This window comes from Streptomyces sp. SID12488, assembly GCF_010548275.1.
In the GTDB taxonomy this organism is placed as follows: domain Bacteria; phylum Actinomycetota; class Actinomycetes; order Streptomycetales; family Streptomycetaceae; genus Streptomyces.
This window is the reverse complement of sequence record NZ_JAAGLT010000008.1, coordinates 269,772-292,939: the sequence shown is the minus strand read 5'-3', so window position 1 is coordinate 292,939 and position 23,168 is coordinate 269,772. Positions and strand designations below refer to the sequence as shown.

Below are 23,168 nucleotides of genomic sequence, written 5' to 3'. Positions count from 1 at the left end.
GCTGCCGTCGCCGCTATCCAGCCAGTTCCGCCAGTTTCGCCAGCCACGGATGTCCGGGGTGGACGCGCTCCAGCCATTCGCCAAGGACATCCCGGCGTGCCCGCCCCAGGAGCGGCAACACCCTGTCGAAGTCCGCCTGGTCCTTGGGCCGCGGCGCCTTCGCTTTGAACAGCAGCACCAACTCCGGCACCAGGTAGGGGATCCCCTCCGGGGTCCGCTCGACAATCGCGTCGTACGGCAGCCTCAGTCCCGCATCCCGCCGGCAGATCCACGTCCCGCCTTCGTGGGGCTCGCGGAAGACGTCGAACAGGAACTGGCCGCTCACCGGATCCCGCAACCAGGTCTGGTGCGTGGCTGCCAGCGCCTCAGCCCCTGCCTGTGCCCATACACGCCCCGAGCCCACCGCGTCGCACACGCACTCGGGGAAGCGGTCGCGGATCTCCGGGAATCCCGCTGCGGGCACCGCGATCTCCAGATCGCCGTGCGGTCGCGACTGGCTCCCGCGGAACAGATCCAGCGCCCACCCGGCCGCGACGCACCAGGGCGCGCCGACCCCGGCCAGTCGCTCCGCGACCTGTTCCGGCCGCCAGGCGTCCGCCCACCGAGCGTCCAGTTCGTCCGCATCAAGCACAACACCACCGGGCGGCAGGGATTCCGTCACCGGCACAACCTACTGCCGCGACCCGCGTCAGGAACCCTTCTGCCGAGGCAGTCGAAGAGGTCGGGGCGAGCAAGCAGGAAGCCGCCTTGTGGCGGACGCGCGGGTGGAGGCCAACACCGCCGCTACGTCGGTCTGCTGTGCGGGGCCGGATCGCTCAACCACGGCCACAGTGCGCCCGCGATCGTCGAACGGGTGACGGCGCGCCGCGCGTCCCGAGCGACGGGGGTGCACAGCGGCAGCCTCAACGGTGGTACCTCAGGGAAGTCCGGACGGTACGGACGTTCGGCCTTCTTGCCCTGCTCGTACTGCCCGGTGCGGGGTGGTTCCTGTGGCAGACGTAGCCGCTCACGAGCTGGGAGGAGGCAACTCTCACGCCGGCATGGCCGGCCGCCGCAGGAACACTCCCGATCACCGCAGCAGCTGCCAGGTCCGCCCTCTCGCCTGTGGCCGGTCGGCACTCCCCTCACGATGACCTTCACCGCCGCCAAAGCCGTAGCCGCCGCGACCTTCTTCATCAGCTGGGACCTGCTGGGCGCCCGATCCCTCGAGCCCGAGCGGCAGCTCAGCGCGTCGACCCTGTTCGACCTGGTCAAGCTCGCCTTCGGCGCGGTGGTTGGGTCAGGGGCGCTGGTGGCTCCGGTGGTCGCCTACCCGCAGGTACTCACGTGCTGCCCGGATCGCCGTTGCCGTCGCCATGGCCCCTCCCCGTCACGTACGGTCGTTCTATGGCACCTGAGGACGTCCCGTTTGATTGGGGGATAGTTCATGGATTGTGCCAGGTTATGGGCGTTTCGCCGGTTGCTCGTCTCGCGAGGTTTGAGATCATCGCGAGACGGATCATGCTCTCGGAGTGGGCGGGTTTGGCCTCGTAGTCGCGAGCGAGGCGCCGGTGCATCATGATCCAACCGAAACTCCGCTCTACCACCCAGCGTCGCGGTACCACTGAGAAGCCCTTGACCTGGGTGTTTCGCGGGACGACGTCGACGTCGATGCCGAGTGCGGCGCCGTGTTCGATGGCCTGGGTCTTGTAGCCGGTATCGACCCACGCCTTGGTGATCGTGGGGTGGTCGGCGGAGATCTGACTGAGCAGCTGCTTGCCGGCCTCGTTGTCGGAGACGCTGGCCGCGGTCACCATGACCAGCAGTAATAGGCCGAGGGTGTCGACGACGATGCTGCGTTTACGGCCCACGATCTGCTGGCCGGCGCCTGCTACGACGCATACGACTTCCTGGAGGCAGTGACCGGCACCGGCGCGTCCTTCCTGCTGCGCTCGACCCGCGGGCGGCGCCCGACGGTGCGCCGCCCGCTGCCGGACGGCTCCTGCCTGACCACCATCTGTGCCGGGAGATACCAGGCCGGGCGCGGTTACGGGCGGCTCGAGGTACGGATCATCGAAGCGTGCATGACCATCGAGCTGGCCGACTGCACCCGCCGCACCGAGCTGTGGCGGCTGATGAGCAGCCTCCTGGACGCCGAGAGCTACCCCGTCCACGAGCTGATCACGTTGTATCACCGCACGTGGCAGGCGGAGACCTGCTACTTCTCGTTGAGGTCGACCGTCCTCGACTGGCGGGTGTTGCGCTCGCGGACGACCTGGTCACGGTGCAGCCGGGCCTGTCGGCGGAAGCATGTCAGCCTGATCGTGTTGCTCAATGCCGCCGCTGACCAGATCGTGGCTGCCCGCGGCATCGCCCCGGTCGGTCCGGTGGGCCTCGTCGGGGCGATCGGTCGTGTCGCCCTGGCCGGCCCAGGAGCATCCGCCTGATCCCTCGATTCGGCGCCAGGACTTCCTGCGGCGCCGAATCGACGTCGTCCGCTGTCTGTCCCGAACGTGAACGGGTTCGGTGGTGCGGTGGGATCGAGCCAGTCTCGAGGTCTGGTCAAGCGGTCACCGTCAGGTTGTTGTCGATCAGGCAAGGGTTGGCGGAGCGTTCGAGAGCCGGTGACGGGGGCTGCGGACGGAACCGCCCGATCCACACGCACGACGACAGCGTGACGGGAAGGCGGACTACGCCGTGACCAGCAGACTGCCCGACCCCGACCCCGACCATGACGCCGACACCGACACTGCGGAAACTCCGATCGTGATCGTCGGTCTGGCGGCCCCGGAGGGAGCTCCCGAGGTTGTGCGCCCGGCGGAAGGGTGCGGCCCGGTCGGAGTGCGGGTGTGTTGTGCGCCCGACGGGGTCGCGGCATTCTTCGGGGACTCCGTGCTCGGGGCGTCCCGGGAGCGGCTCAGCGCGCTGCATCTGGTCTGGGCCGCGTTGGAGGACGCCGGGATCGTTCCCGGTGCGCTGTGCGACGCCGATGTGGGTGTGTTTCTTGTACAGGCGGAGGCTGGGGACGCCGACGGCTCGGATGCGCTGGCGGCGCTCGTCGGGGGCGATCTCCACTGGGAGCGGGGACCCCGGGTGACGCTCGGGGCGGAAGGGTCGGCGCGGGCAGCGGTCGAGTCGGCCGCCGAGCAGTTGCGCCACGGGGACTGCGACGTGGCTGTGGCGGGTTCCGTCACGGGCGCGGTCGCGGTTCTGCGGCGGGGCTCCACCGCCGTACGGGCCGGTGAGCGGGTGCTCGCACCGGCGGAAACGTTCGGCTCCGACGCTCCGCCCGGCCCCGCCTCCGCCGGTGTGCCGGCAGCGTCGGCCGCGCGGCTCGTGCCGCTCGTGCTGTCCGGGCGGAGCGACGCGGCTCTGGCGGCGCTGGCCCGGGATCTGCTCGCCCGTTTCGAGGCCGGCCCCGAGTTGTCGCCGGCCGACCTGGGGCGGTCGCTCGCGACGACCCGTACGACCGCCCTCGGGCGGCGGGCCGTGCTGCTCGCCACCGACCGGGCGGAGGTGGTGCGCGGGCTGCGTGCCGTCGCCGAGGGCGGGTTCGCCCCGCTGCTGTTCCGTACGGCACCCGGCGCGAGCGTCGAGGACGGTGGACGCCCGGTGTATGTCTTCCCCGGGCTGGGCTCCCAGTGGCGGGGTATGGCGCTCGATCTGCTGGACGCCTCCGACGTGTTCCGTTCCCGGATGGAGGACTGCGCGCGGGCTCTCGAACCCCTCGTTCCGTGGTCACTGCACGATGTGCTGCGCGGTGCTCCGGGCGCGCCGACGCTGGAGGACGTGGACGTCGTCCTGCCGGTCCTGTTCTCGGTGGGTGTGTCGCTGTCCGCGCTGTGGAGGTCCTGCGGTGTGGAGCCCGCGGTCGCCGTGGGCGCCAGTCTCGGTGAGATCGCCGCCGCGCAGGTCGCGGGTGCGCTGACGTTGGACGAGGCCGCGCGGGTGGTCGTCCTGTGGAGCCGGATGCAGGCGGAGGCGGCCGGAGAGGGCGAACTGGCCGCAGCGGCACTGTCCCCCGACGAACTCCGTCCACTGCTCGACGCCGAACACCTGCGCGGCCGAGTCCACTTCGCCGGTGCGAACGGTCCGCGCTCCGTGCTGTTCGGTGGGGAGCGCGCGGCCGTGACCGAAGTCGTCGAGACGCTCACGGCCAAGGGCATACCGGCCAAGGGGCTGAACCTCGGTCTCGCCGCGCACACGCCGGACGTGACCGTCGACTCCACCGCGTTCCTCTCCGGTACGGCGGCGATCGCACCGGCCCCCGCCACCGTGCCCTTCTACTCCTCCCTCACCGGCGGCGAGTTCGAGACGACGGGTCTGGACGGCGCGTACTGGCTCCGCAACCTCGCCTCCGAAGTCCGTTTCGAGACGGCCGTACGCGCCTTGTGGGCGGCGGGTCACCACACGTTTCTGGAGGTCAGTCCGCATCCCGTGCTGCTCGGCGGGGTGCAGGAGACGCTGGAGGACGTCGATGCTGGAACCGGGGCGGCGGCGTCCGGCGTCATCGGCACCCTGCGCCGAGGGCAGGGCGGGGTCACGGAGTGGCTGACGGCGATGGCTCGGCTCTACGTGCGCGGGATCGACGTCGACTGGGCCGCCTTCTTCCGGGGCCGTGGCGGCCGGCGGATCGCCCTGCCGGCGTACCCGTTCGGTGTCGAGGAAACGGACGGGGCGGAGGGCGAGGGGACGACCGGCGGTGCACCGGCCCACGGCACAGCCTCCAGCACAAGCACCGGTGGCAGCACCGGCACCAGGGGGCTGTCTCTCGCCGGGCTCACGGCGGGCGAACGTTCGCAGGCGGTCGAGCAGTTCGTACGAGCCCAGGTGGCCATGGTGCTGAGGCACGACGACCCGGCTGCGGTCGCCCTCGAGGGTGGCTTCCTGCAATCGGGCTTCGACTCCCTGCAGGCCGTGGAACTGCGCAACCGGCTGGGCGAGGCCACCGGGCTGCGGCTGCCCACGACGCTGATCTTCGATCACCCGACTCCCGCGTCCGTCGCGGGCCTCATCGGGGAGCTGCTGGCCGCCGGGACGGAGCGGGGCGCGGACCGGAGCGCGGAATCGGCGGTCCTCGACCAACTCGACGCCCTGGAAGGCGAACTGCTCGCCTCCGGCCTGCTGTATGACGGCGCCGACGGCCCGGGAAGCGTTCCCGCGCGGGAACGTGTGGCGGCACGTCTGCGCGATCTGCTGGACCGGCTGGCGCCCCACGACGAGGACGAGTTCGGGGACGTGTCCCTGGAGGAGTTGCTCGACCTCGCCGACAACGAACTGCGCAAGTCCTGACGTAGCGGAACACGCGGAAAAGCCCCCCACGCACAGGAAAGGTCACGGCCCCATGACGAGCGGTGCGAAGAACGGGACGGCCGACGCTGCGACCAGCGACGGCAAGGTCATCGACACGTTGAAGCGGCTCACCGTCGACCTGCGCAACACCCGGCAGCGGCTTCGGGACGTCGAGGAGTCGGCCCGCGAGCCGATCGCGATCGTCGGCATGGCCTGTCGCTTCCCCGGCGGGGTCGAATCCCCCGAGGATCTGTGGCGGGTGGTGGCGGAGGGCCGGGACGTCATCTCGCCGCTGCCCATCGACCGGGGCTGGGACGAGGGCCTGTACGACCCGGATCCGGCGCGGCAGGGCACGGTCTACGTCCGGGAGGGCGGCTTCCTGGACGATCCGGCCGCCTTCGATCCGGCGTTCTTCGGGATGAGCACCCGGGAAGCGCTGGCGACCGACCCGCAGCAGCGGCTCCTGCTGGAGACCTCCTGGGAGGCCGTCGAACGGGCCGGTATCGACCCGTCGTCGCTGCGCGGCAGCCGTACCGGTGTGTTCGCGGGCGTCATCCCGCAGGACTACGCGGGCCGGCTGCGCAACTCCCCGAACGAGTTCGAGGGATACCTGGGCAACGGCAGCACGGGCAGTGTGGCGTCCGGCCGGATCGCGTACACGCTGGGCCTCGAAGGACCGGCCGTCAGCGTCGACACGGCCTGCTCCTCGTCGCTGGTGGCCCTGCACCAGGCCGCGCAGGCGATGCGGGCGGGCGAGTGCGATCTGGCGCTGGCGGGTGGGGTGACGGTGATCGGGTCGCCGCTGTGGCTGCTGCAGTTCAGCCGGCAGCGCGGGCTGGCGGCGGACGCGCGGTGCAAGCCGTTCGCCGCCGCCGCGGACGGCACGTCGCTCGGCGAGGGTGTCGGGATGCTGCTGCTTGAGCGCCTGTCGGACGCGCGCCGGAGCGGCCGGCGGATCCTCGCGGTCATCCGGGGTTCCGCGGTCAACCAGGACGGTGCGAGCAGCGGACTGACCGCGCCGAGCGGGCCCGCGCAGCGCCGGGTGATCCAGCAAGCCCTGGAACGGGCGGGGTTGGCGCCCGCCGACGTGGACGCAGTGGAGGCGCACGGCACCGGCACGAAGCTCGGCGACCCCATCGAGGCACAGGCCCTGATCGCCGCCTACGGCCAGGACCGCCCCGCCGGCCGGCCGCTGTGGCTCGGCTCGCTCAAGTCCAACATCGGGCACCCGCAGGCCGCCGCCGGGGTGGCCGGCGTGATCAAGATGGTGAAGGCGATGGAGCACGGTGTGCTGCCGCGCACCCTTCACGTGGACGCGCCGAGCCCGCACGTGGACTGGTCGGCAGGCGCGGTCGAGCTGCTGACCGAGGCCCGGGACTGGCCGGACGCGGGACGCCCGCGCCGGGCCGGCGTCTCGTCGTTCGGCGTCAGCGGCACCAACGCGCACGTGGTGCTGGAGCAGCCGGAACAGCCGGAGCGGAGCGCCGATTCCGGGCCGCCCGCGGAGGCGGACCAGATACGGACGTGGCCGACCGGGGTGCCGTGGGTGCTGTCCGGGCGCAGTGGCGACGCCCTGCGGGCACAGGCCGAGCGGCTGGCGGCCCATGTGACGGAGCATCCGGAGCTGACACGTGCGGAGGTGGGCGCCGGTCTGGCGCGCGGCCGGTCGGTGTTCGAGCACCGGGCGGTGGTCCTCGGCTCCGACCGCACCGAACTGCTCGCGGGTCTGACGGCCCTGGCAGAGGGCCGGCCGGCGCCCGGGCTGTTCCACGGCCGTGTCACCTCCGACAGGCGTACCGTGCTGGTGCTCTCCGACCACGGTCTGGCGCGGGACATCGACTGGGCCGCACGGCTCGTGCTGACCTCGCCGGTGTTTTCCCGGCGGCTGGCCCACTGCCAGCGGGCGCTGGCCAAGGTCGGCGACCACGCGCTGCGCGGCGGTGCCTTTCCGGGAGGGGAACCGGCCGTGCGGTGGGCGGTGCTGGTGGCGCTCGCCGGGGTGTGGGAGGAGTACGGCATACGGCCCTCGGCGGTGGTCGGTGAGGGCGTGGGCGAGATCGCGGCGGCCTGTGTGTCCGGCGCGATGACGCTCAAGGAGGGCGCGCAGGCGGTGGCGCACGGCATCGGGGTGGAGCCCGGCGAGGGCCGGATTCCGGTGCTGGGGACGTCCACGACCCCGCTCAACGATGCCGTCCGCACGTTGAGCGCACGCGGGGCCGCGCTGTTCGTGGAGGTCGGTGCCGCCTCGTCCGTAGGTCCCCGTCTCACGGCGGCCCTGGAAGAGCACACGGCGCGGGTCGTCGTCTCACCGGTGGGCGGTGCGAGCGGGGCGGACGGGCTGCTGCCCGAGCTGGCTCGGCTGCATGTGCGCGACACGGCCGTGGCCTGGCCCGCCGCCTTCCCCGATCTGATCCTGGCGGGACGCCCGCCGGCCGACCTGCCGACGTACGCCTTCCAGCGGCGCCGGCACTGGCTGACCGACGGACCCCGCACACTCGACGCAGCCGCGGCGGGGCTCGCCCCCGCGGACCATCCGCTGCTCGGTGCGACCGTGGAGCTCCCGGAGGACTGCGGCCTGTTGTTCACCGGCCGGCTGTCGACGGCCACTCAGCCGTGGCTCGCCGACCACGTGGTGGCGGGCATGGTGCTGCTGCCGGGCACGGCGATGCTCGAACTGGCCCGGTGGGCGGGGGCGTTCACCGGCTGTGACCGGGTGGCGGAGCTGACCTTGCACAGCCCGCTCGAACTGTCCGCAGATTCGCGCGCGAGCCGGGTGATCCGGCTCCGGCTCACCGACGCCGATGCCACGGGCCGCCGGCGCCTCACCCTGTCCTCCCGGCCCGGCCCGGACGAGCCGTGGACGCGCCACGCGACGGGAACCCTGGACGCGGACGGCGCGGGCGCTGCTGCACCCCGGTCCGACCTGGTCACCTGGCCGCCCGCGGACGCCGACAGCGTGGACATCGACGGCTTCCACCGGCGGGCGGAGGCATACGGGATCGAGTACGGGCCCGCGTTCCGGGGCCTGCGGGCCGTGTGGCGGCGCGGCGACGAGGTGTTCGCCGAGGTCGCCCTGCCGGAGGGGACACGGCAGGAGGCCGGGCGGTACGGAGTGCACCCGGCGCTGCTCGACGCCGCGCTCCAGGCCTGGTACGCGGCGGGCCCCGAGGCGTTCGAGCGGCGGCTGGTGCCGTACGCCTGGCATGGCGTCACAACGTCGGGTGCCACCGGACCGAGTGTGTTGCGGGTGCGGCTCGCGCCCGTGGTCGGGTCGGCACCTGGCACGGACGGCAGCGCCACCGGCACCGGCACCGGCACCGGCACCTCAATGTCCATGGAGGTCACCGACGCGGTCGGCGTACCGGTGGCGGCGGTAGCGGCGCTGCACCTCAGGTCCCTGGGGCGGGGATCGGCCGACACCGTAGGCGCGGGCACCTCGGGCAGCGCCGGATCGGGCACCGCAGGCGCGGGCACGCTGCTGCGCACCCGGTGGGTGCCGTACGCCGGGCCGGGCCTGCCGGGCGCCGCCGGGGTGGTCGCCGCACTCGGGGGGCGGGACGCGCTGCCGGTGACCGTCGATGCCCGGTACGCCGGTCTCGACGCCCTCGGTTCGGCACTCGCCGCCGGGGCAACCGTGCCGGACGTGGTCCTGCTGCCGGTCACCTCGGACGGCGGCCTCGCGGATGTCCCGGGAGCCGTGCGCGCGGCGACCGCCGATGCCCTGGCCGCGCTGCAGTCCTGGCTCGCCGAGCCGGCGCTGAGCGCGAGCAGGCTGGTGGCCGTGGTGCGGGAGCGGGACGGCGAGGCCCGCCTCGTCGACGACGCCGTCCGCGGACTGATCCGCAGCGCGCGCACCGAGCATCCGCGCCGGTTCGGGCTGCTGTCCCTCGCCGACGGCGAGGCGCCGACGCCGGAGGTGTTCACACAGGCGCTGGGCGCCGTCCGGGAGGAGCCGGAGGTCGCCGTCCGGGACGGGCGACTGTGGGTGCCGCGCCTGTCGGAGGTGGCGGCAGCACCATATACGGGGACACCGCGCGACCAGGGCGGCGAGACCCCGGCCCGTGCCCTGGATCCCAACGGCACCGTGCTGATCACCGGTGGGACCGGCACCTTGGGCGGGCTGGTGGCCCGGCATCTGGTCGCCCGGGGAGTCCGGCACCTGGTCCTGACCGGGCGGCGCGGCGAAGCGGCGCCGGGGGCAGCCGAGTTGGCGGCGGAGCTGACCGCGGAAGGGGCCGAGGTCTCGGTGGTGGCCTGCGACGCGGCCGACGCGGACGCCCTGGCGGCGGTGCTGGACGGCGTGCCGAAGGAGCACCCGCTGACCGTCGTCGTACACGTCGCCGGTGTGACGGACGACGGGGCCCTCGCCTCACTGACCGACGACCGGCTCGGCACCGTACTGCGTCCGAAGGTGGACGCCGCCTGGCAGCTGCACGAGTTGACGCGCGGGCTGGGCCTCGCCGAGTTCGTGACGTTCTCGTCCGTGTCCGGCACGTTCGGCGCTGCCGGGCAGGCGAACTACGCGGCGGCGAACGTCTTCCTGGACGCCCTCGCCGGGTACCGGCGCGCCCAAGGCCTGCCCGGTCTGTCGCTGGCCTGGGGGCCGTGGGCCGAACGCAGCGCGCTGACCGGCGATCTGACGGAGACGGACTGGGCGCGCATCGGCCGGGACGGTGTCCGGGCCCTGGCCACGGAGGACGCTCTCGCCCTCTTCGACACCGCCCGTCTGATGACGGAGACCGTCGCGGAGCCCGTGCTCGTTCCAATGGGGCTCGACTTCGCGCAGGTGGAGAAGCGCAACGCCGCCGGTCGGCTCCTGCCGCTGCTGCGCTCGCTGGTGGGCGGTTCCGAGGGGGTTCCCGGAGCGACTTCCGGGACGGCTTCCGGGACTGGGCCGCGGCCGGGCACCGGCGCCGGGGTGAGCGGCCAGGCGCCGGCGTCCTCCTACGCCGAGCGGGTGCGGGCGATGCCGGAGGCGGAGCGCAGGCGGGTCCTGCTCGACCTGGTCCGCACGCACGCGGCGAGGGCGCTGGGCGAGGGGACGGCCGAGGACATCGAGGCGGACCGGGGCTTCGTCGACCTGGGTGTCGACTCGCTGGCCAGCCTGGACCTCCAGGAGAAGCTGCTCGAAGCCACCGGCGTCGACCTGCCGAGCACTCTGATCTTCGACCATCCGACCGCCGCCGCGCTCGCCGACCACCTGTGCGCGGAGCTTGGCGGCACGGCGGACGATGCCGTCTCCGCCGGGCCGGCCCTGGCCGAGGTGGACCGGCTGGAGGCGTTCCTGGCCACGTTCGCCGAGAGCGCTGACGCGGAGGCCAGGGAGACGGTCGCCCACCGGCTGCGGGACCTGGTGTCCCGCTGGCCCGGTGACACGGGACCGGACGACCGCGTCGGTACGGACGGCGATGGATCACAGCCGGCGGACCTCGCGTCGGCGTCCGACGACGAACTCTTCGAGGTTCTCCAGCAGATGCGCTCCGCCGACAGCGGAGCGCCCTCGAACCACCAGCGTCTTTAGGAGCAGGCTCACGTGTCGCAGTCATCGACGTCACCGTCGCAGCAATCGCCCTCACCGCAGGGGGCGTCGCAGTCGCAGGTGGACAGGTTCCGTGAGCACCTGCGCTGGGCCACCGCCGAACTGGGCGAGGCACGGCGCCGGGTGGCCGAGTTGGAGGAGGCCAAGCACGAGCCCATCGCGATCGTGGGCATGGCGTGCCGGTTCCCCGGCGGCGTCGACTCCCCCGAGTCCCTGTGGCGGCTGGTCACTGAAGGCCGGGACGCCATCGGCGCCGTACCGGCCGATCGGGGCTGGTACACCGGGGAGGTCCACGACACCGGCGACGGGCGGCCCGGCGCCTCCCACGCCTGGGAGGGCGGCTTCCTGGACCCGGTGGCCGACTTCGACCCCGCGTTCTTCGGCATCAACCCGCGCGAGGCCCTCTCCATGGACCCGCAACAGCGGCTGCTGCTGGAGGTGTCGTGGGAGGCGTTCGAACGCGCCGGCATCGATCCGACGACGCTGCGTGGCACCCGCGTCGGCGTGTACACGGGGCTGATGTACCACGACTACGCCACCCGCCTGGACGAGGCGGACGAGGACGCCGCCGGTTTCCTGGGCAGCGGCAACTGGGGCAGCGTCGCCTCCGGCCGGATCTCGTACACGCTGGGCCTGGAGGGTCCGGCCGCCACCGTCGACACCGCCTGCTCGTCGTCGCTGGTCGCCCTGCATCTGGCCGTGCAGGCGGTACGGCGTGGCGAGTGCACCATGGCGCTGGCGGGCGGTGTGACCGTGATGGCCACGCCGGGCACCTTCTTGGGCTTCGGCCGGCTGGGCGGGCTGGCACCCGACGGGCGCATCAAGTCCTTCGCCGCCTCCGCCGACGGTACGACGTGGAGCGAGGGCGCCGGCATGCTGGTCGTGGAACGGCTGTCGGACGCGCGGCGGGCCGGTCACCGGGTCCTGGCCGTCGTCCGCGGCTCCGCGGTCAACCAGGACGGCGCGACGAGCAGCCTGTCCGCGCCGAACGGTCCCTCTCAGCAGCGGGTCATCCGGGCCGCGCTGGCCGAGGCCCGGCTCTCCCCCGACCTGGTGGACGCGGTGGAGGCGCACGGTACGGGCACGAAGCTGGGTGACCCGATCGAGGCGCAGGCGCTGCTCGCGACGTACGGCCAGAACCGCGGGCGGCCGTTGTGGCTGGGCTCGATGAAGTCCAACGTCGGGCACACGCAGGCCGCCGCCGGTGTCGGCGGCGTCATCAAGATGATCATGGCCATGCGCCACGGCATCCTGCCCCGAACCCTCCACATCGACGCACCCACCCCGCACGTGGACTGGTCGGCGGGGAAGGTGCAGCTGCTGACCGAGCAGCGCGAGTGGCCCGACACGGGCCGGCCCCGCCGCGCCGCCGTGTCCTCCTTCGGCGTCAGCGGCACCAACGCGCATGTGGTGCTGGAGCAGGCGCCCGCCGAGACGCCGGAAGCGGCGGGCGAGCCTTCCGCGCCGCTGGGACCGCAGGTTCCGCTGGTGCCGCTGGTGTTCTCCGCCCGTGACACCGTCGCGCTGCACGCGCAGGCCGAGCGCCTGGCCGACCGTCTCGCCGACGGCCCGTCGGACGTACGCTCCACCGCCCGCGCCCTGCTGACCGGGCGCGCCGCGTTCGGCAACCGGGCCGTGGTCCTCGGCCGGAACCGGGACGAACTCCTCGCCGGTCTGCGGGCGCTGGCGGCCGGATCCGAAGCCCCCGGAGTCATCACCGGGCAGGGTGCGTACGAGCGTCCGGTGTTCGTCTTCCCGGGCCAGGGCTCGCAGTGGGTCGGGATGGCCACCGAGCTCCTGAAGACCTCCGAGGTGTTCGCCCGGTCCATCGCCGACTGCGACAAGGCACTGTCCGCTCATGTCGACTGGTCCCTCACCGAAGTCCTGGGCCGCGGAGAGCCGTTGACCCGGGTCGATGTCGTGCAGCCCGCTCTGTTCTCGGTGATGGTCTCCCTCGCCGCCCTGTGGCGCTCCCTGGGCATCGAACCCGCCGCCGTCATCGGCCACTCCCAGGGCGAGATCGCCGCCGCCGTCGTCGCGGGGGCCCTCACCCTGGAGGACGGTGCCAAGGTCGCCGCGCTGCGCAGCCGGGCCATCCTCAAGCTCGCCGGACACGGCGGCATGGTCTCCCTGCCCCTCCCCCACGACGAGGCCACCGACCTGGTCAACCCCTGGCGCGAGCGGATCAGCGTCGCCGCCCGCAACAGCCCCCACACCACCGTCGTCGCCGGTGACACAGAAGCGCTCGACGAACTCCTCGCCCACTGCGAGGAGAAGGAGATCCGCGCCCGCCGGATCGATGTCGACTACGCCTCCCACACCCCGCACGTCGAAGCCATCGAGGACGATCTCGCCCGCCTCCTCGCGGGCATCACCCCTCGCACCGGCACGATCCCCTTCTGCTCCACGGTCACCGGCGAACTCATCGACACCGCCGAGCTCGACACCGGCTACTGGTACACCAACCTCCGCCGGACCGTCCGTCTGACCGACGCCCTCCACACGGCACTCGCCGCGGGCCACACCGCCTACATCGAGTGCAGCCCGCACCCCGTCCTCACCCACGCCATCGACGAGGTCCTGGAGGACGCCGACGCCTTCACCGTCGGCACGCTGCGCCGCGACGAGGGCGGCTGGACCCGCTTCCTGACCTCCGCCGCCCACGCCCACGCCCATGGCCTCCCGGTCGACTGGACCGCCGTCCTGGGAACCGGCGACCGGGACCCTGACCTGCCGACCTACCCCTTCCAGCGCAAGCGCTACTGGCTGGACGCCTCGCCGAGCGCCACCGCCGACGTCCGCGCCGCCGGACTCGACCCCGCCGACCACCCCCTGCTCGGCGCCACGCTCACCCTCGCCGACGACGAGGTGGTGCTGACCGGCAGGCTGTCGTCGCAGGCGCAGCCGTGGCTCGCCGATCACACGGTGTGGGGCACGGTGCTGGTGCCGGGAACGGCTCTGCTGGACCTCGCCGTACGGGCCGCCGACCAGGTCGGGTGCACGATGCTGGAGGAACTGACGCTCCAGGCGCCGCTCGCCCTGCCCGAGGACGGTGCCCTGCGGCTCCAGGTCACGGTCGGCGGGGCCGACGACAGCGGTCGGCGGTCGGTGGCCCTCCACTCACGGCCGGAGCGGGCGGCGGGCGATACGCCCTGGACCTGCCATGCGACCGGCTTCGTCGCCCCCGGCGCCACGCGGCCGGACTGGGATCTGGCGCAGTGGCCGCCGGCCGGTGCGGAGCCGGTGGATCTGTCCGGGCTGTACCCGCGGCTCGCGGAGAGCGGGCTCGGCTACGGGCCGGTGTTCCAGGGGCTGCGCACACTGTGGCGGCGGGATGACGAACTGTTCGCCGAGGCCGTGCTCCCGCAGGAGCAGCACGACGCGGCCGGGGGTTACGGGATCCACCCGGCCCTGCTCGACGCGGCGTTGCATGCCAGTCTTGCCGAGGGCGTCGACACGGTCAGGCTGCCGTTCTCGTGGACGGGCGTCTCGCTGTACGCGACCGGTGCCACCACCCTGCGCGTACGCCTCACTTCCCGGGGCGAGGACGGGCTCTCACTGGCCGTCGCGGACCAGGACGGGGCTCCGGTCGCCGAGGTCGAGTCGCTGGTGACCCGGGCGGTGGGCGAGGAACAGCTCGATGCCGCCCGCGCGCCGGAGCGGGACGCGCTGCTGACGGTGGACTGGGCCGGGTTTCGGCTCCCGGACACCGAGCCGGACCGAGTGGTCGTCCTCGGTTCGGACGACCTGCGCCTGGGCTTCGAGAAGTGCGCCGACCTGGATGCCCTGGTGGCGCTTGCGCCCGGGGCGACGGTCGTGCTGGCCTGCGGGCCCGTGGCTGGGGCCGAGGCGGACACGGCCGGAGCGGTGCGTGCAGAGGTGCACCGTGTGCTCGGCCTCGTGCAGCGGTGGCTGGCGGACGAGCGGTTCGCCGAGGGCCGCTTTGCCGTGGTCACCCGGGGCGCGGTCGCGGCGGGCGACGGCGAGAGCGTGCGGGACCTGGTGCACGCGCCGCTGTGGGGTCTGCTGCGCTCGGCGCAGTCCGAGTACCCCGGCCGGTTCGTGCTGGCGGATGTGGACGGGCGGGAGTCCTCGCGGGCCCGGCTGGGCCGGGCCCTGGCGTCCGGTGAGCCGGAAGTCGCGCTGCGCGACGGGCGGTTGTCGGCACCTCGGCTGGTACGGGCCTCGGCCGGGCAGACGCTTCGGCCGCCGGCGGACGGCTCGACGTGGCGGCTGGACACCGCGGGCAAGGGCACGTTGGAGAACCTCGCACTGTTGCCGTACCGGGAGGCGTCGGCGCCGCTCGCCCCGGGGCAGGTGCGGCTCTCGGTGCGGGCGTCCGGCATCAACTTCCGCGATGTGCTGCTGGGCCTCGGTGTGGTCGACCAGAACATCATGGGCGGCGAGGCCGCGGGCGTGGTTGTGGAGGTGGCGCCGGACGTCACGGACCTGGCGCCCGGGGACCGGGTGATGGGCATGGTCCGGGGCTCCTTCGGTCCGGTCGTGGTCGTCGACCGCCGGCTGCTCGTGCCGCTGCCGGAGCACTGGACGTACGCGGAGGGCGCCTCGGTGCCGGTCGCGTTCCTGACCGCGTACCTCGGCCTGGTCCATCTGGCGGGCCTGCGCGCCGGTGAGTCGGTGCTGATCCACGCGGCCACCGGCGGTGTGGGACTGGCCGCGCTGCAACTGGCCCGGCATCTGGGCGCCGAGGTGTTCGCGACGGCGAGCCCCGCCAAGTGGGAGACGCTGCGCGCACTGGGTGTGCCCGAGGACCGGATCGCCTCGTCCCGGACCCTGGACTTCGAGGAACGCATCCGGTCGGCGGCCGGAGGGCGTGGCGTGGACGTCGTACTGAACTCGCTCGCGGGCGAGTTCGTGGACGCCTCGCTGAGGCTGCTCACCTCCGACGGCGGCCGGTTGCTGGAGATGGGCAAGACCGACATCCGTGACGCCGAGCGGGTCGCGGCCGACCACCCGGGCGTCGCGTACCTCTGGTACGACCTGGTCTCGGCCGACGTCGAGCACGTCGGCCGGATGCTGGCCGAGATGATGCCGCTGTTCCACAGCCGGGAGCTGCGGCCGCTTCCGACATCGGCCTGGGACGTCCGGCGCGCCGTGGACGCCTTCCGCTTCATGAGCCAGGCCCGGCACACCGGCAAGCTGGTGCTCACCATGCCGTCTACCGCGTTCGACCCGAACGGCACGGTGCTGGTCACCGGCGGTACGGGCGCACTGGGAGGGTTGGTGGCGCGCCGGCTGGTCACCGAACACGGCGTACGGCATCTGCTGCTGCTCGGCCGCCGTGGCCTCGCGGCCGAGGGCGCCGACGCCCTGTGTGCCGAACTGGTCGCGGCGGGCGCGGAGGTGACCGTCGCGGCCTGCGACAGTGCCGATCGCGAGGCGCTCGCGGCCGTCCTGGCCGAGGTGCCTCGGGAGCACCCGCTCACCGGTGTGGTGCACGCGGCCGGTGTCCTCGACGACGCAAGGGTGGGCAGGTTGACGCCGGAGCGGGTCGACGCGGTGCTGCGGCCCAAGGTGGACGCGGCCTGGCATCTGCACGAACTGACCCGGGACATGGATCTGGCCGCCTTCGTCCTGTTCTCCTCGGCGTCGGGCACGCTGGGCACCCGGGGGCAGGCCAACTACGCGGCGGCCAACGTGTTCCTCGACGCCCTCGCGGAGCAGCGGCGGGCCCAGGGTCTGCCCGGTGTCTCGGTGGCCTGGGGTCTGTGGGGGCGGGCGAGCGGGATGACCGGCCATCTGGACGCCGCCGATCTGGCACGGCTACGCCGGGTCGGGGTGGGCGCGCTGACCGATGCCGAAGGGCTGGACCTGTTCGACGCGGCGCTGAGCGCGGATCGGGCGACGGTGGTGGCGATGCGGCTCGACGTCGGCGCGGTCCGCGCGTCGGGCACCGTCCACCCCCTGCTGCGGCAACTGGTCGGCGCCCCGGCCCGGCGGGCGGTGGCGGCGGGCCCGGCGGGTGCGGTGCCGGGCGGCCAGAGTCTGCGGGACCGGCTGGCCGCGCTGCCGGCCGCGGAGCGCGGCCGGACGCTGCTGGATCTCGTACGCGATCAGGCGGCCCTCGTCCTCGGGCACGAGACGAGCGCGGCGATCGGCCTCGACCAGGCGTTCAAGGAGCTCGGCTTCGACTCCCTCACGGCGGTGGAGCTGCGCAACCGCCTGAACACGGCGACCGGTCTACGGCTCCCGGCCACGCTGATCTTCGACCATCCCACGGCGGCGGCCCTGGGCGAGCACCTGCTGCGCGAACTGGGCCCCGCCCCGGTGCCGCAGGCGCGGGCGGACATCCCCGACGACGACGTACGCCGGTTGCTCGCCACGATCGCGCCGGACCGGTTGCGGGAGTCCGGCCTGCTGGCGGCCCTGCTGGAGCTGGCCGAGCCCGCCGAGGAAGCGTCCGGCGGCCCCGCGACCACGGTCAACAGGGGCCCGGCACCTGCGGCGCACGGCGGCCCGGACGACATCGACGACCTGGACGCGGACGACCTCATCGAGCTGGCGCTCGGCGCGGGCGAGCAGTGACCGCGCACGGACTGCGGAGAGAACGACCATGAGCGGAGAAGGAATCCCCGTGACGCAGGACACACAGGACATGCCGGGCACGCGGGCCGAGGAAGGTGTCGGGACGAGCGGTCCGGGCGACGACCGGACCGAGCGGATGATGGAGGCGCTGCGCCACTCCGTGAAGGAGAACAAGCGTCTTCAGCACCAGAACCGGCAGCTGGTGGAGGCCCGCCACGAGCCGATCGCCATCGTCGGCATGGGGTGCCGCTTCCCGGGCGGCGTGTGCTCGCCCGAGGACTACTGGCAGTTGCTGGCCGAGGGGAGGGACGCGATCACGCCGTTCCCGGCGGACCGCGGCTGGGACGTGGAGTCGCTGTACGACCCGGACCCCGACCGGCCGGGCCGCACCTATGGGCGCAGCGGCGGGTTCCTGCGGGACGCCGGCCGGTTCGACGCCGGCTTCTTCGGGATCAGTCCGCGTGAGGCACTCGCCATGGACCCGCAGCAGCGGCTGCTCCTTGAGACCTCCTGGGAGACCGTCGAGCGGGCCGGTATCGACCCGACGTCGCTGCGCGGCAGCCGCACGGGCGTGTTCGTCGGCGCGGCGCAGCTCGGCTACGGCCCCGGGACGGGGACCGCGCCCGAGGGCACCGAGGGCTATGTACTGACCGGCACCACGACCAGTGTCGCCTCCGGCCGCCTCGCGTACACGTTCGGGCTGGAGGGGCCGGCGATCACCGTCGACACGGCGTGCTCGGCATCCCTGGTCGCGCTGCATCTGGCGGCGCGGTCGCTGCGGGACGACGAGTGCGAACTGGCGCTGGTCGGCGGGGCGTCCGTGATGGCCAGCCCGTTCCTGTTCATCGAGTTCGGCAGGCAGCGCGGGCTCGCGCCCGACGGCCGCGTCAAGGCGTTCGCCGCCGCCGCGGACGGCACGAACTGGGGCGAGGGCGTCGGGGTGCTGCTTGTGGAGCGGCTGTCGGACGCGCGGCGGAACGGGCACCGGGTGCTGGCGGTGCTGCGCGGCAGCGCCGTCAACCAGGACGGCGCCTCCAACGGCCTGACCTCGCCCAGCGGACCCTCCCAGCAGCGGGTGATCCGGGCGGCCCTCGCCGACGCGCGCCTCACGCCGGCCGACGTGGACGCGGTGGAGGCGCACGGCACCGGCACGAGGCTGGGCGACCCGATCGAGGCGCAGGCGCTGCTCGCCACGTACGGGCAGAACCGGGCGGAGCCGCTGTGGCTGGGCTCGGCGAAGTCCAACATCGGGCACACCTCGCACGCGGCCGGTGTCGCCGGGGTCATCAAGACCGTGCTGGCGATGCGGCACGGCGTCCTGCCCGCGACCCTGCACGTGGACGAACCGACCCCGCACGTCGACTGGTCGAGCGGGGCCGTGCGGCTGCTGTCCGAGCGGCGTGAGTGGCCCACGGCCGACCGGCCCCGTCGCGCGGCGGTGTCGTCCTTCGGGATCAGCGGCACCAACGCGCACGTCGTCCTGGAACAGGCCGAGGAGTACGACGAGGAGTGCGCCGCCGGGGAGGCCGACGCGCAGGGCACGTTCGGCGAGGAGATCCGGACCGCCGCCCCGGCGCTCGTGCCCTGGCAGCTGTCCGCCGCCGATCCGCTGGCCCTGCGCGCCCAGGCCGAGCGGCTGCACGACGCGGTCGTCGCGCATCCGGACCTCGATCCGGCCGCTCTCGCCCTGCCGCTGGCCACCGCGCGGGCGAGCCTCGCTCACCGGGCCGTGATCGTCGGTGCCGGCCGGGACGAGCTGCTCGCCGGGCTGGACGCGCTGCGCGGCACCGGTCCGGCCGAGACCGGTCGGGTCGTCACCGGCACGGCGGCGCCGGGCACCGGCCTGGCGTTCCTGTTCACCGGCCAGGGCGCGCAACGGGCCGCCATGGGGCGGGAGTTGTACGCCGCCCAGCCGGTGTTCACCGAGTCCCTCGACCGCATCTGCGCGCTGTTCGCCGAGCGGGCCGGAATGCGGCTGCGCGAGGTGCTGTTCGCCGACGAGGGATCGACGCAGGCGGCACTCCTGGACCGTACGCAGTGGACACAGGCCGCGCTTTTCGCCATCGAGGTGAGCCTGTACCGGCTGGTCGAGTCCTGGGGGCTGCGCCCCGGCCATCTGCTGGGCCACTCCGTCGGCGAACTGGCCGCCGCGCATGTCGCGGGCGTCTTCTCACTCGACGACGCGGTCACCGCGGTGGCGGCACGCGGCCGGCTCATGCAGGAACTGCCGGCCGGCGGGCTGATGGCAGCCGTGCAGGCCACCGAGGACGAGGTCACCGAACTGCTCGCCGGCCACACAGACCTGGCCGGCATCGCCGCGGTCAACGGCCCGGCCTCCGTGGTCGTGTCGGGTGACGAGAACGTCGTGCGCACGCTGGCCGAGACGCTGCGCGCGCGGGGACGACGGACGAAGGAACTGGCCGTGAGCCACGCGTTCCACTCGCCGCGCATGGACGGCATGCTGGACGCCTTCCGCACGGTCTTGTCCTCGCTGACCCTGCGCGAGCCGCAGATCCCCGTCGTCTCGAACGTCACCGGCCGCCCGGTGACAGCGGCGGAGATCCGCTCCGCCGACTACTGGGTGCGGCACGTCCGCCAGGCGGTGCGTTTCCACGACGGTGTGCGCACGCTGCTGGGCCTGGGGGTGCGCACGTTCCTGGAGCTGGGGCCGGACGGGGTGCTGTCCGCGATGACCCGCGAGGGCGTGCCGCCCCAGGAGGAGCACGCCGACGTTCTCGCGATGCCGCTGCTGCGCCGCAACCGCTCCGAGGTCCGCACGGTCCTCACCGCCGTGGCCGAGGCGCACGTCCGGGGCGTCACCGTGGACTGGCGGGCGTACCTCACGGCCGCCGGGGCCGGGGCCGGGGCCGGGGCCGGGCGGCGCCTGCCGCTGGAGCTGCCGACGTACGCGTTCCAGGGTGAGCACTACTGGTTGTCCGCGAGGGCAGCCTCGCCGGTCGGGCCGGGCGATCTGGGGCTGGACCCGGCCGGGCATCCGCTGCTCGGTGCTGTGCTCACCCCGGCGGACGGCGGCGGGCTGATCCTCACCGGCCGGCTGTCGTCCCGTACGCAGGGCTGGCTCGCCGACCACGTGGTCCTGGGCTCGACCGTGGTCCCAGGCACCGCGTACCTCGAACTGGCCCTGCACGCGGGCGGGTTGGCGGGCTGCGGCACGGTGGAGGAGCTGATCCAGGAGAGCCCGCTGATCCTCGACGAGGACGACGCCGTCCACATCCGGCTCACCGTCGGCCCGGACGACGGCGACGGCCGCCGGCGGTTCACCGTGACCTCCCGGCCGGCGTCCGCGGCGCTCGCGGAGGGCGAGGCGGCCACGCCGCCCTGGACGCGCCATGCCGACGGTGTGCTGTCCGACGCCGACACCAAGGTTGCTGTCGGCAGCGGCCTGACGGGCGCGTGGCCGCCCGCCGGGGCCGAGCCGGTGGACCTCACCGGCTTCTACGACGCGGTCGCCCTCGACGGCTTCACGTACGGGCTGTCCTTCCAGGGGCTGCGCTCGATGTGGCGCTCGGGCCGGGACCTCTTCGGCGAGGTGGAACTGCCGGAACCCTTCCGCGCTGAGGCGGCCCACTACGGCGTACACCCCGCGCTGCTGGACGCCGCCCTGCACACGGCTCTGGTCGGCGCCACCGGCGAACAGGTGCGGCTGCCCTTCGCCTGGCAGGGCGTACGGCTGCACCGCACCCGCGCCGCCGCGTTGCGGGTGCGGCTGTCGCCGGCCGGCGACAACGCGCTGGCGGTGCTGGTGACGGACGCGGACGGGGCGCCGGTCGCCTCGGTGGAGTCGCTGCGGATCCGGCCGGTCTCCGTCGAGCAGCTGCGGGCCGCCTCCCGGCCCCGGCACACGGACAGCCTGTTCCACGTCGAGTGGCAGCCGTCGGCCGCCTCCGGCGTTGGGACGGTCCGGGACGTCGTCGCCGTGGGCGACGGCACTCCCCCGGACAGCCTCCCGGACGGCCTGGTCGACGAGGCGTTCGCCGATGTGGCAGCGCTGGGGGCGGCCGTGGCGGTCGGCCGGCCGGTGCCCGGCGCGGTGGTGTGGGACTGCGCGGCGTCGGTGCCCGCCGGCGCGGACGTCCCAACGGCCGCACGGGCCGTCGAGCGTGCGGCGCGGTCCGTGCTCGTGGCCTGGGCGGCGGATGAACGGCTCACCGGGGCACGGCTGTTCGTGGTGACACGGGACGCGATCGCCGTCGACACCGCCGACGACGTACGGGGACTGCGGCAGGCACTGGTGTGGGGGCTCGTGCGGGCCGCTCAGGGCGAGCATCCCGACCGGTTCGTCCTGTTGGACGTGGACGAGGCCGCGACGCCGGACGGGGAGCTGTGGCGCGCGGCGCTCAGCTGCACCGAACCTCAACTCGCCCTGCGGAGCGGCATGTTGCTGACGCCTCAGCTCGTGCGCACCCCGGCTCCGACCCCGGACGGTTCGGCACAGGTGGCCGGGCCTGGCCCCGACGGCACAGTCCTCGTCACTGGCGGCACGGGCGCCCTCGGCGGTCTCGTCGCCCGTCGTCTCGTGACGGAGCACGGGGTGCGCAGGCTGGTCCTGCTGAGCCGCGGCGGGTCGCGGGCCGCCGGAGCCCGGGAGCTGGCCGACGCGCTGGGCGCACTGGGCGCGGACGTGACCGTGGAGGCATGCGACGCGGCCGACCGCGACGCGCTGTCGGCCGTACTGGACCGGATTCCCGCCACGCACCCGCTGACGGCGGTGATCCACGCGGCGGGTGTCGTCGACGACGGCGTGCTCGACGCGGCGACCCCCGAAGCCGTGGACGCCGTGCTGCGGCCGAAGCTCGACGCGGCCTGGCATCTGCACGAACTGACCCGGGACATGGACCTGGCCGCCTTCGTCCTGTTCTCCTCCGCCACGGCCACGCTCGGCGCAGCGGGCCAGAGTTCCTACGCGGCCGCCAACGCCTTCCTCGACGCACTCGCCCAGCACCGCGCGTCCCTGGGGCTGCCGGCGGTCTCCCTGGCCTGGGGCGCGTGGGACGCGGGCATGGCGGCCCGGCTGGACGACACGGCCGTACGGCGGATGCGGCGCTCCGGTGTCCTCGCGCTGTCTCCGGAGGACGGACTGGCTCTGTTCGACGCGGTCCTGACGACACATCAGCAGAGGCGTCGTACGCTGCTCCCGGTCCGCCTCGACACGGCCGCGCTGCGCGGCGCCGGCGGCTCCGTTCCCGCGCTGCTGCGCGGGCTGGTGCGCACGTCGGCCCCGACGGCGACGGCCGACGCACCGGCACGTGAGGACGCCTCCGGTGAACTGCGGCGGCGCCTCGTCGGCGTCGACGCGGAGGAGCGGGAGCGGATCCTGCTCGACGTGGTGCGCCGCACGGTCGCCGAGGTGCTCGGGCACACCGGCAGCTCCGCCGTCGCACCGGGGCGCGCCTTCAGCGACCTGGGCCTCGACTCGCTGACGGCCGTGGAACTGCGCAACCGGCTGGGCGCCGTCACCGGGCTCCGGCTGCCCGCGACCCTCGTCTTCGACCATCCGACGGCCCAGGCTCTCGCCCGGTATGTGGACGGCTCACTGCCGCGGGACGTCGTCCCGTCGGCCGAGCCGTTGCTGGCCGAACTCGACCGGCTGGAGCGTTCCCTGGCCGGCGTCGCGGCCGATCACCCCGACCGCGCCCGGATCACCGCGCGGCTGCGCACGGTCGTCACCGACTGGGGTCTGCAACCGGCGGCGCACACCGAACCACCGCCGGACGCGGCGGCGTTGCACCTCGACTCGGCCGACGACGACGAAGTCTTCGACTTCATCACCAACGAACTCGGGATCTCCTGA

The 23,168-nt window shown here is 73.7% G+C and carries 7 protein-coding genes and 1 pseudogene; 6 read left to right on the top strand and 2 right to left on the bottom strand.

Features of this window, described 5'->3' with window-relative positions:
• Positions 1 to 13: 13 nt before the first annotated feature.
• Positions 14 to 661, bottom strand: a complete 648-nt coding sequence (locus tag G3I56_RS16125) for a hypothetical protein (RefSeq protein ID WP_164409651.1) — start codon at positions 659 to 661, stop codon at positions 14 to 16.
• A gap of 468 nt (positions 662 to 1,129) precedes the next feature.
• Here G3I56_RS16125 and G3I56_RS43220 point away from each other — a divergent pair, with 468 nt between their 5' ends.
• Positions 1,130 to 1,423 carry a hypothetical protein gene (locus G3I56_RS43220; protein WP_203689954.1) on the top strand — a complete coding sequence of 98 codons (294 nt, stop codon included), beginning with the start codon at positions 1,130 to 1,132 and terminating at the stop codon, positions 1,421 to 1,423.
• A 1-nt stretch (position 1,424) separates the two neighbouring features.
• Here the strand turns inward: G3I56_RS43220 and G3I56_RS16115 are convergent.
• Positions 1,425 to 1,865 (bottom strand): annotated as a pseudogene (locus G3I56_RS16115) (transposase); the annotation flags it as partial.
• A gap of 33 nt (positions 1,866 to 1,898) precedes the next feature.
• Here G3I56_RS16115 and G3I56_RS16110 point away from each other — a divergent pair.
• The 5 genes from G3I56_RS16110 (at position 1,899) to G3I56_RS16090 (ending at position 23,168) form a co-directional block, all read left to right on the top strand.
• Positions 1,899 to 2,426 carry a hypothetical protein gene (locus tag G3I56_RS16110; RefSeq protein ID WP_164409461.1) on the top strand — a complete coding sequence of 176 codons (528 nt, stop codon included), beginning with the start codon at positions 1,899 to 1,901 and terminating at the stop codon, positions 2,424 to 2,426.
• Between the two features lie 250 nt (positions 2,427 to 2,676).
• Positions 2,677 to 5,271 (top strand): acyltransferase domain-containing protein, encoded by a 2,595-nt coding sequence (locus G3I56_RS43860; protein ID WP_164409650.1) that lies wholly within the window; start codon positions 2,677 to 2,679, stop codon positions 5,269 to 5,271.
• 52 nt (positions 5,272 to 5,323) lie between these two features.
• The gene (locus G3I56_RS16100) at positions 5,324 to 10,792 is read left to right on the top strand and encodes a type I polyketide synthase (RefSeq protein ID WP_203690006.1); all 5,469 of its coding nucleotides are present in this window, start codon (positions 5,324 to 5,326) and stop codon (positions 10,790 to 10,792) included.
• Between the two features lie 78 nt (positions 10,793 to 10,870).
• The gene (locus G3I56_RS16095; protein ID WP_164409648.1) at positions 10,871 to 17,356 is read left to right on the top strand and encodes a type I polyketide synthase; all 6,486 of its coding nucleotides are present in this window, start codon (positions 10,871 to 10,873) and stop codon (positions 17,354 to 17,356) included.
• A 49-nt stretch (positions 17,357 to 17,405) separates the two neighbouring features.
• Positions 17,406 to 23,168: a type I polyketide synthase gene (locus G3I56_RS16090; RefSeq protein ID WP_343239960.1), complete on the top strand. Its 5,763-nt coding sequence runs from the start codon at positions 17,406 to 17,408 to the stop codon at positions 23,166 to 23,168.

Coding starts and splice junctions, on each gene's coding strand:
- G3I56_RS43220 (WP_203689954.1), top strand. CDS start 1,130: ATGACCTTCACCGCCGCCAAAGCCGTAGCCGCCGCGACCTTCTTCATC.
- G3I56_RS16100 (WP_203690006.1), top strand. CDS start 5,324: ATGACGAGCGGTGCGAAGAACGGGACGGCCGACGCTGCGACCAGCGAC.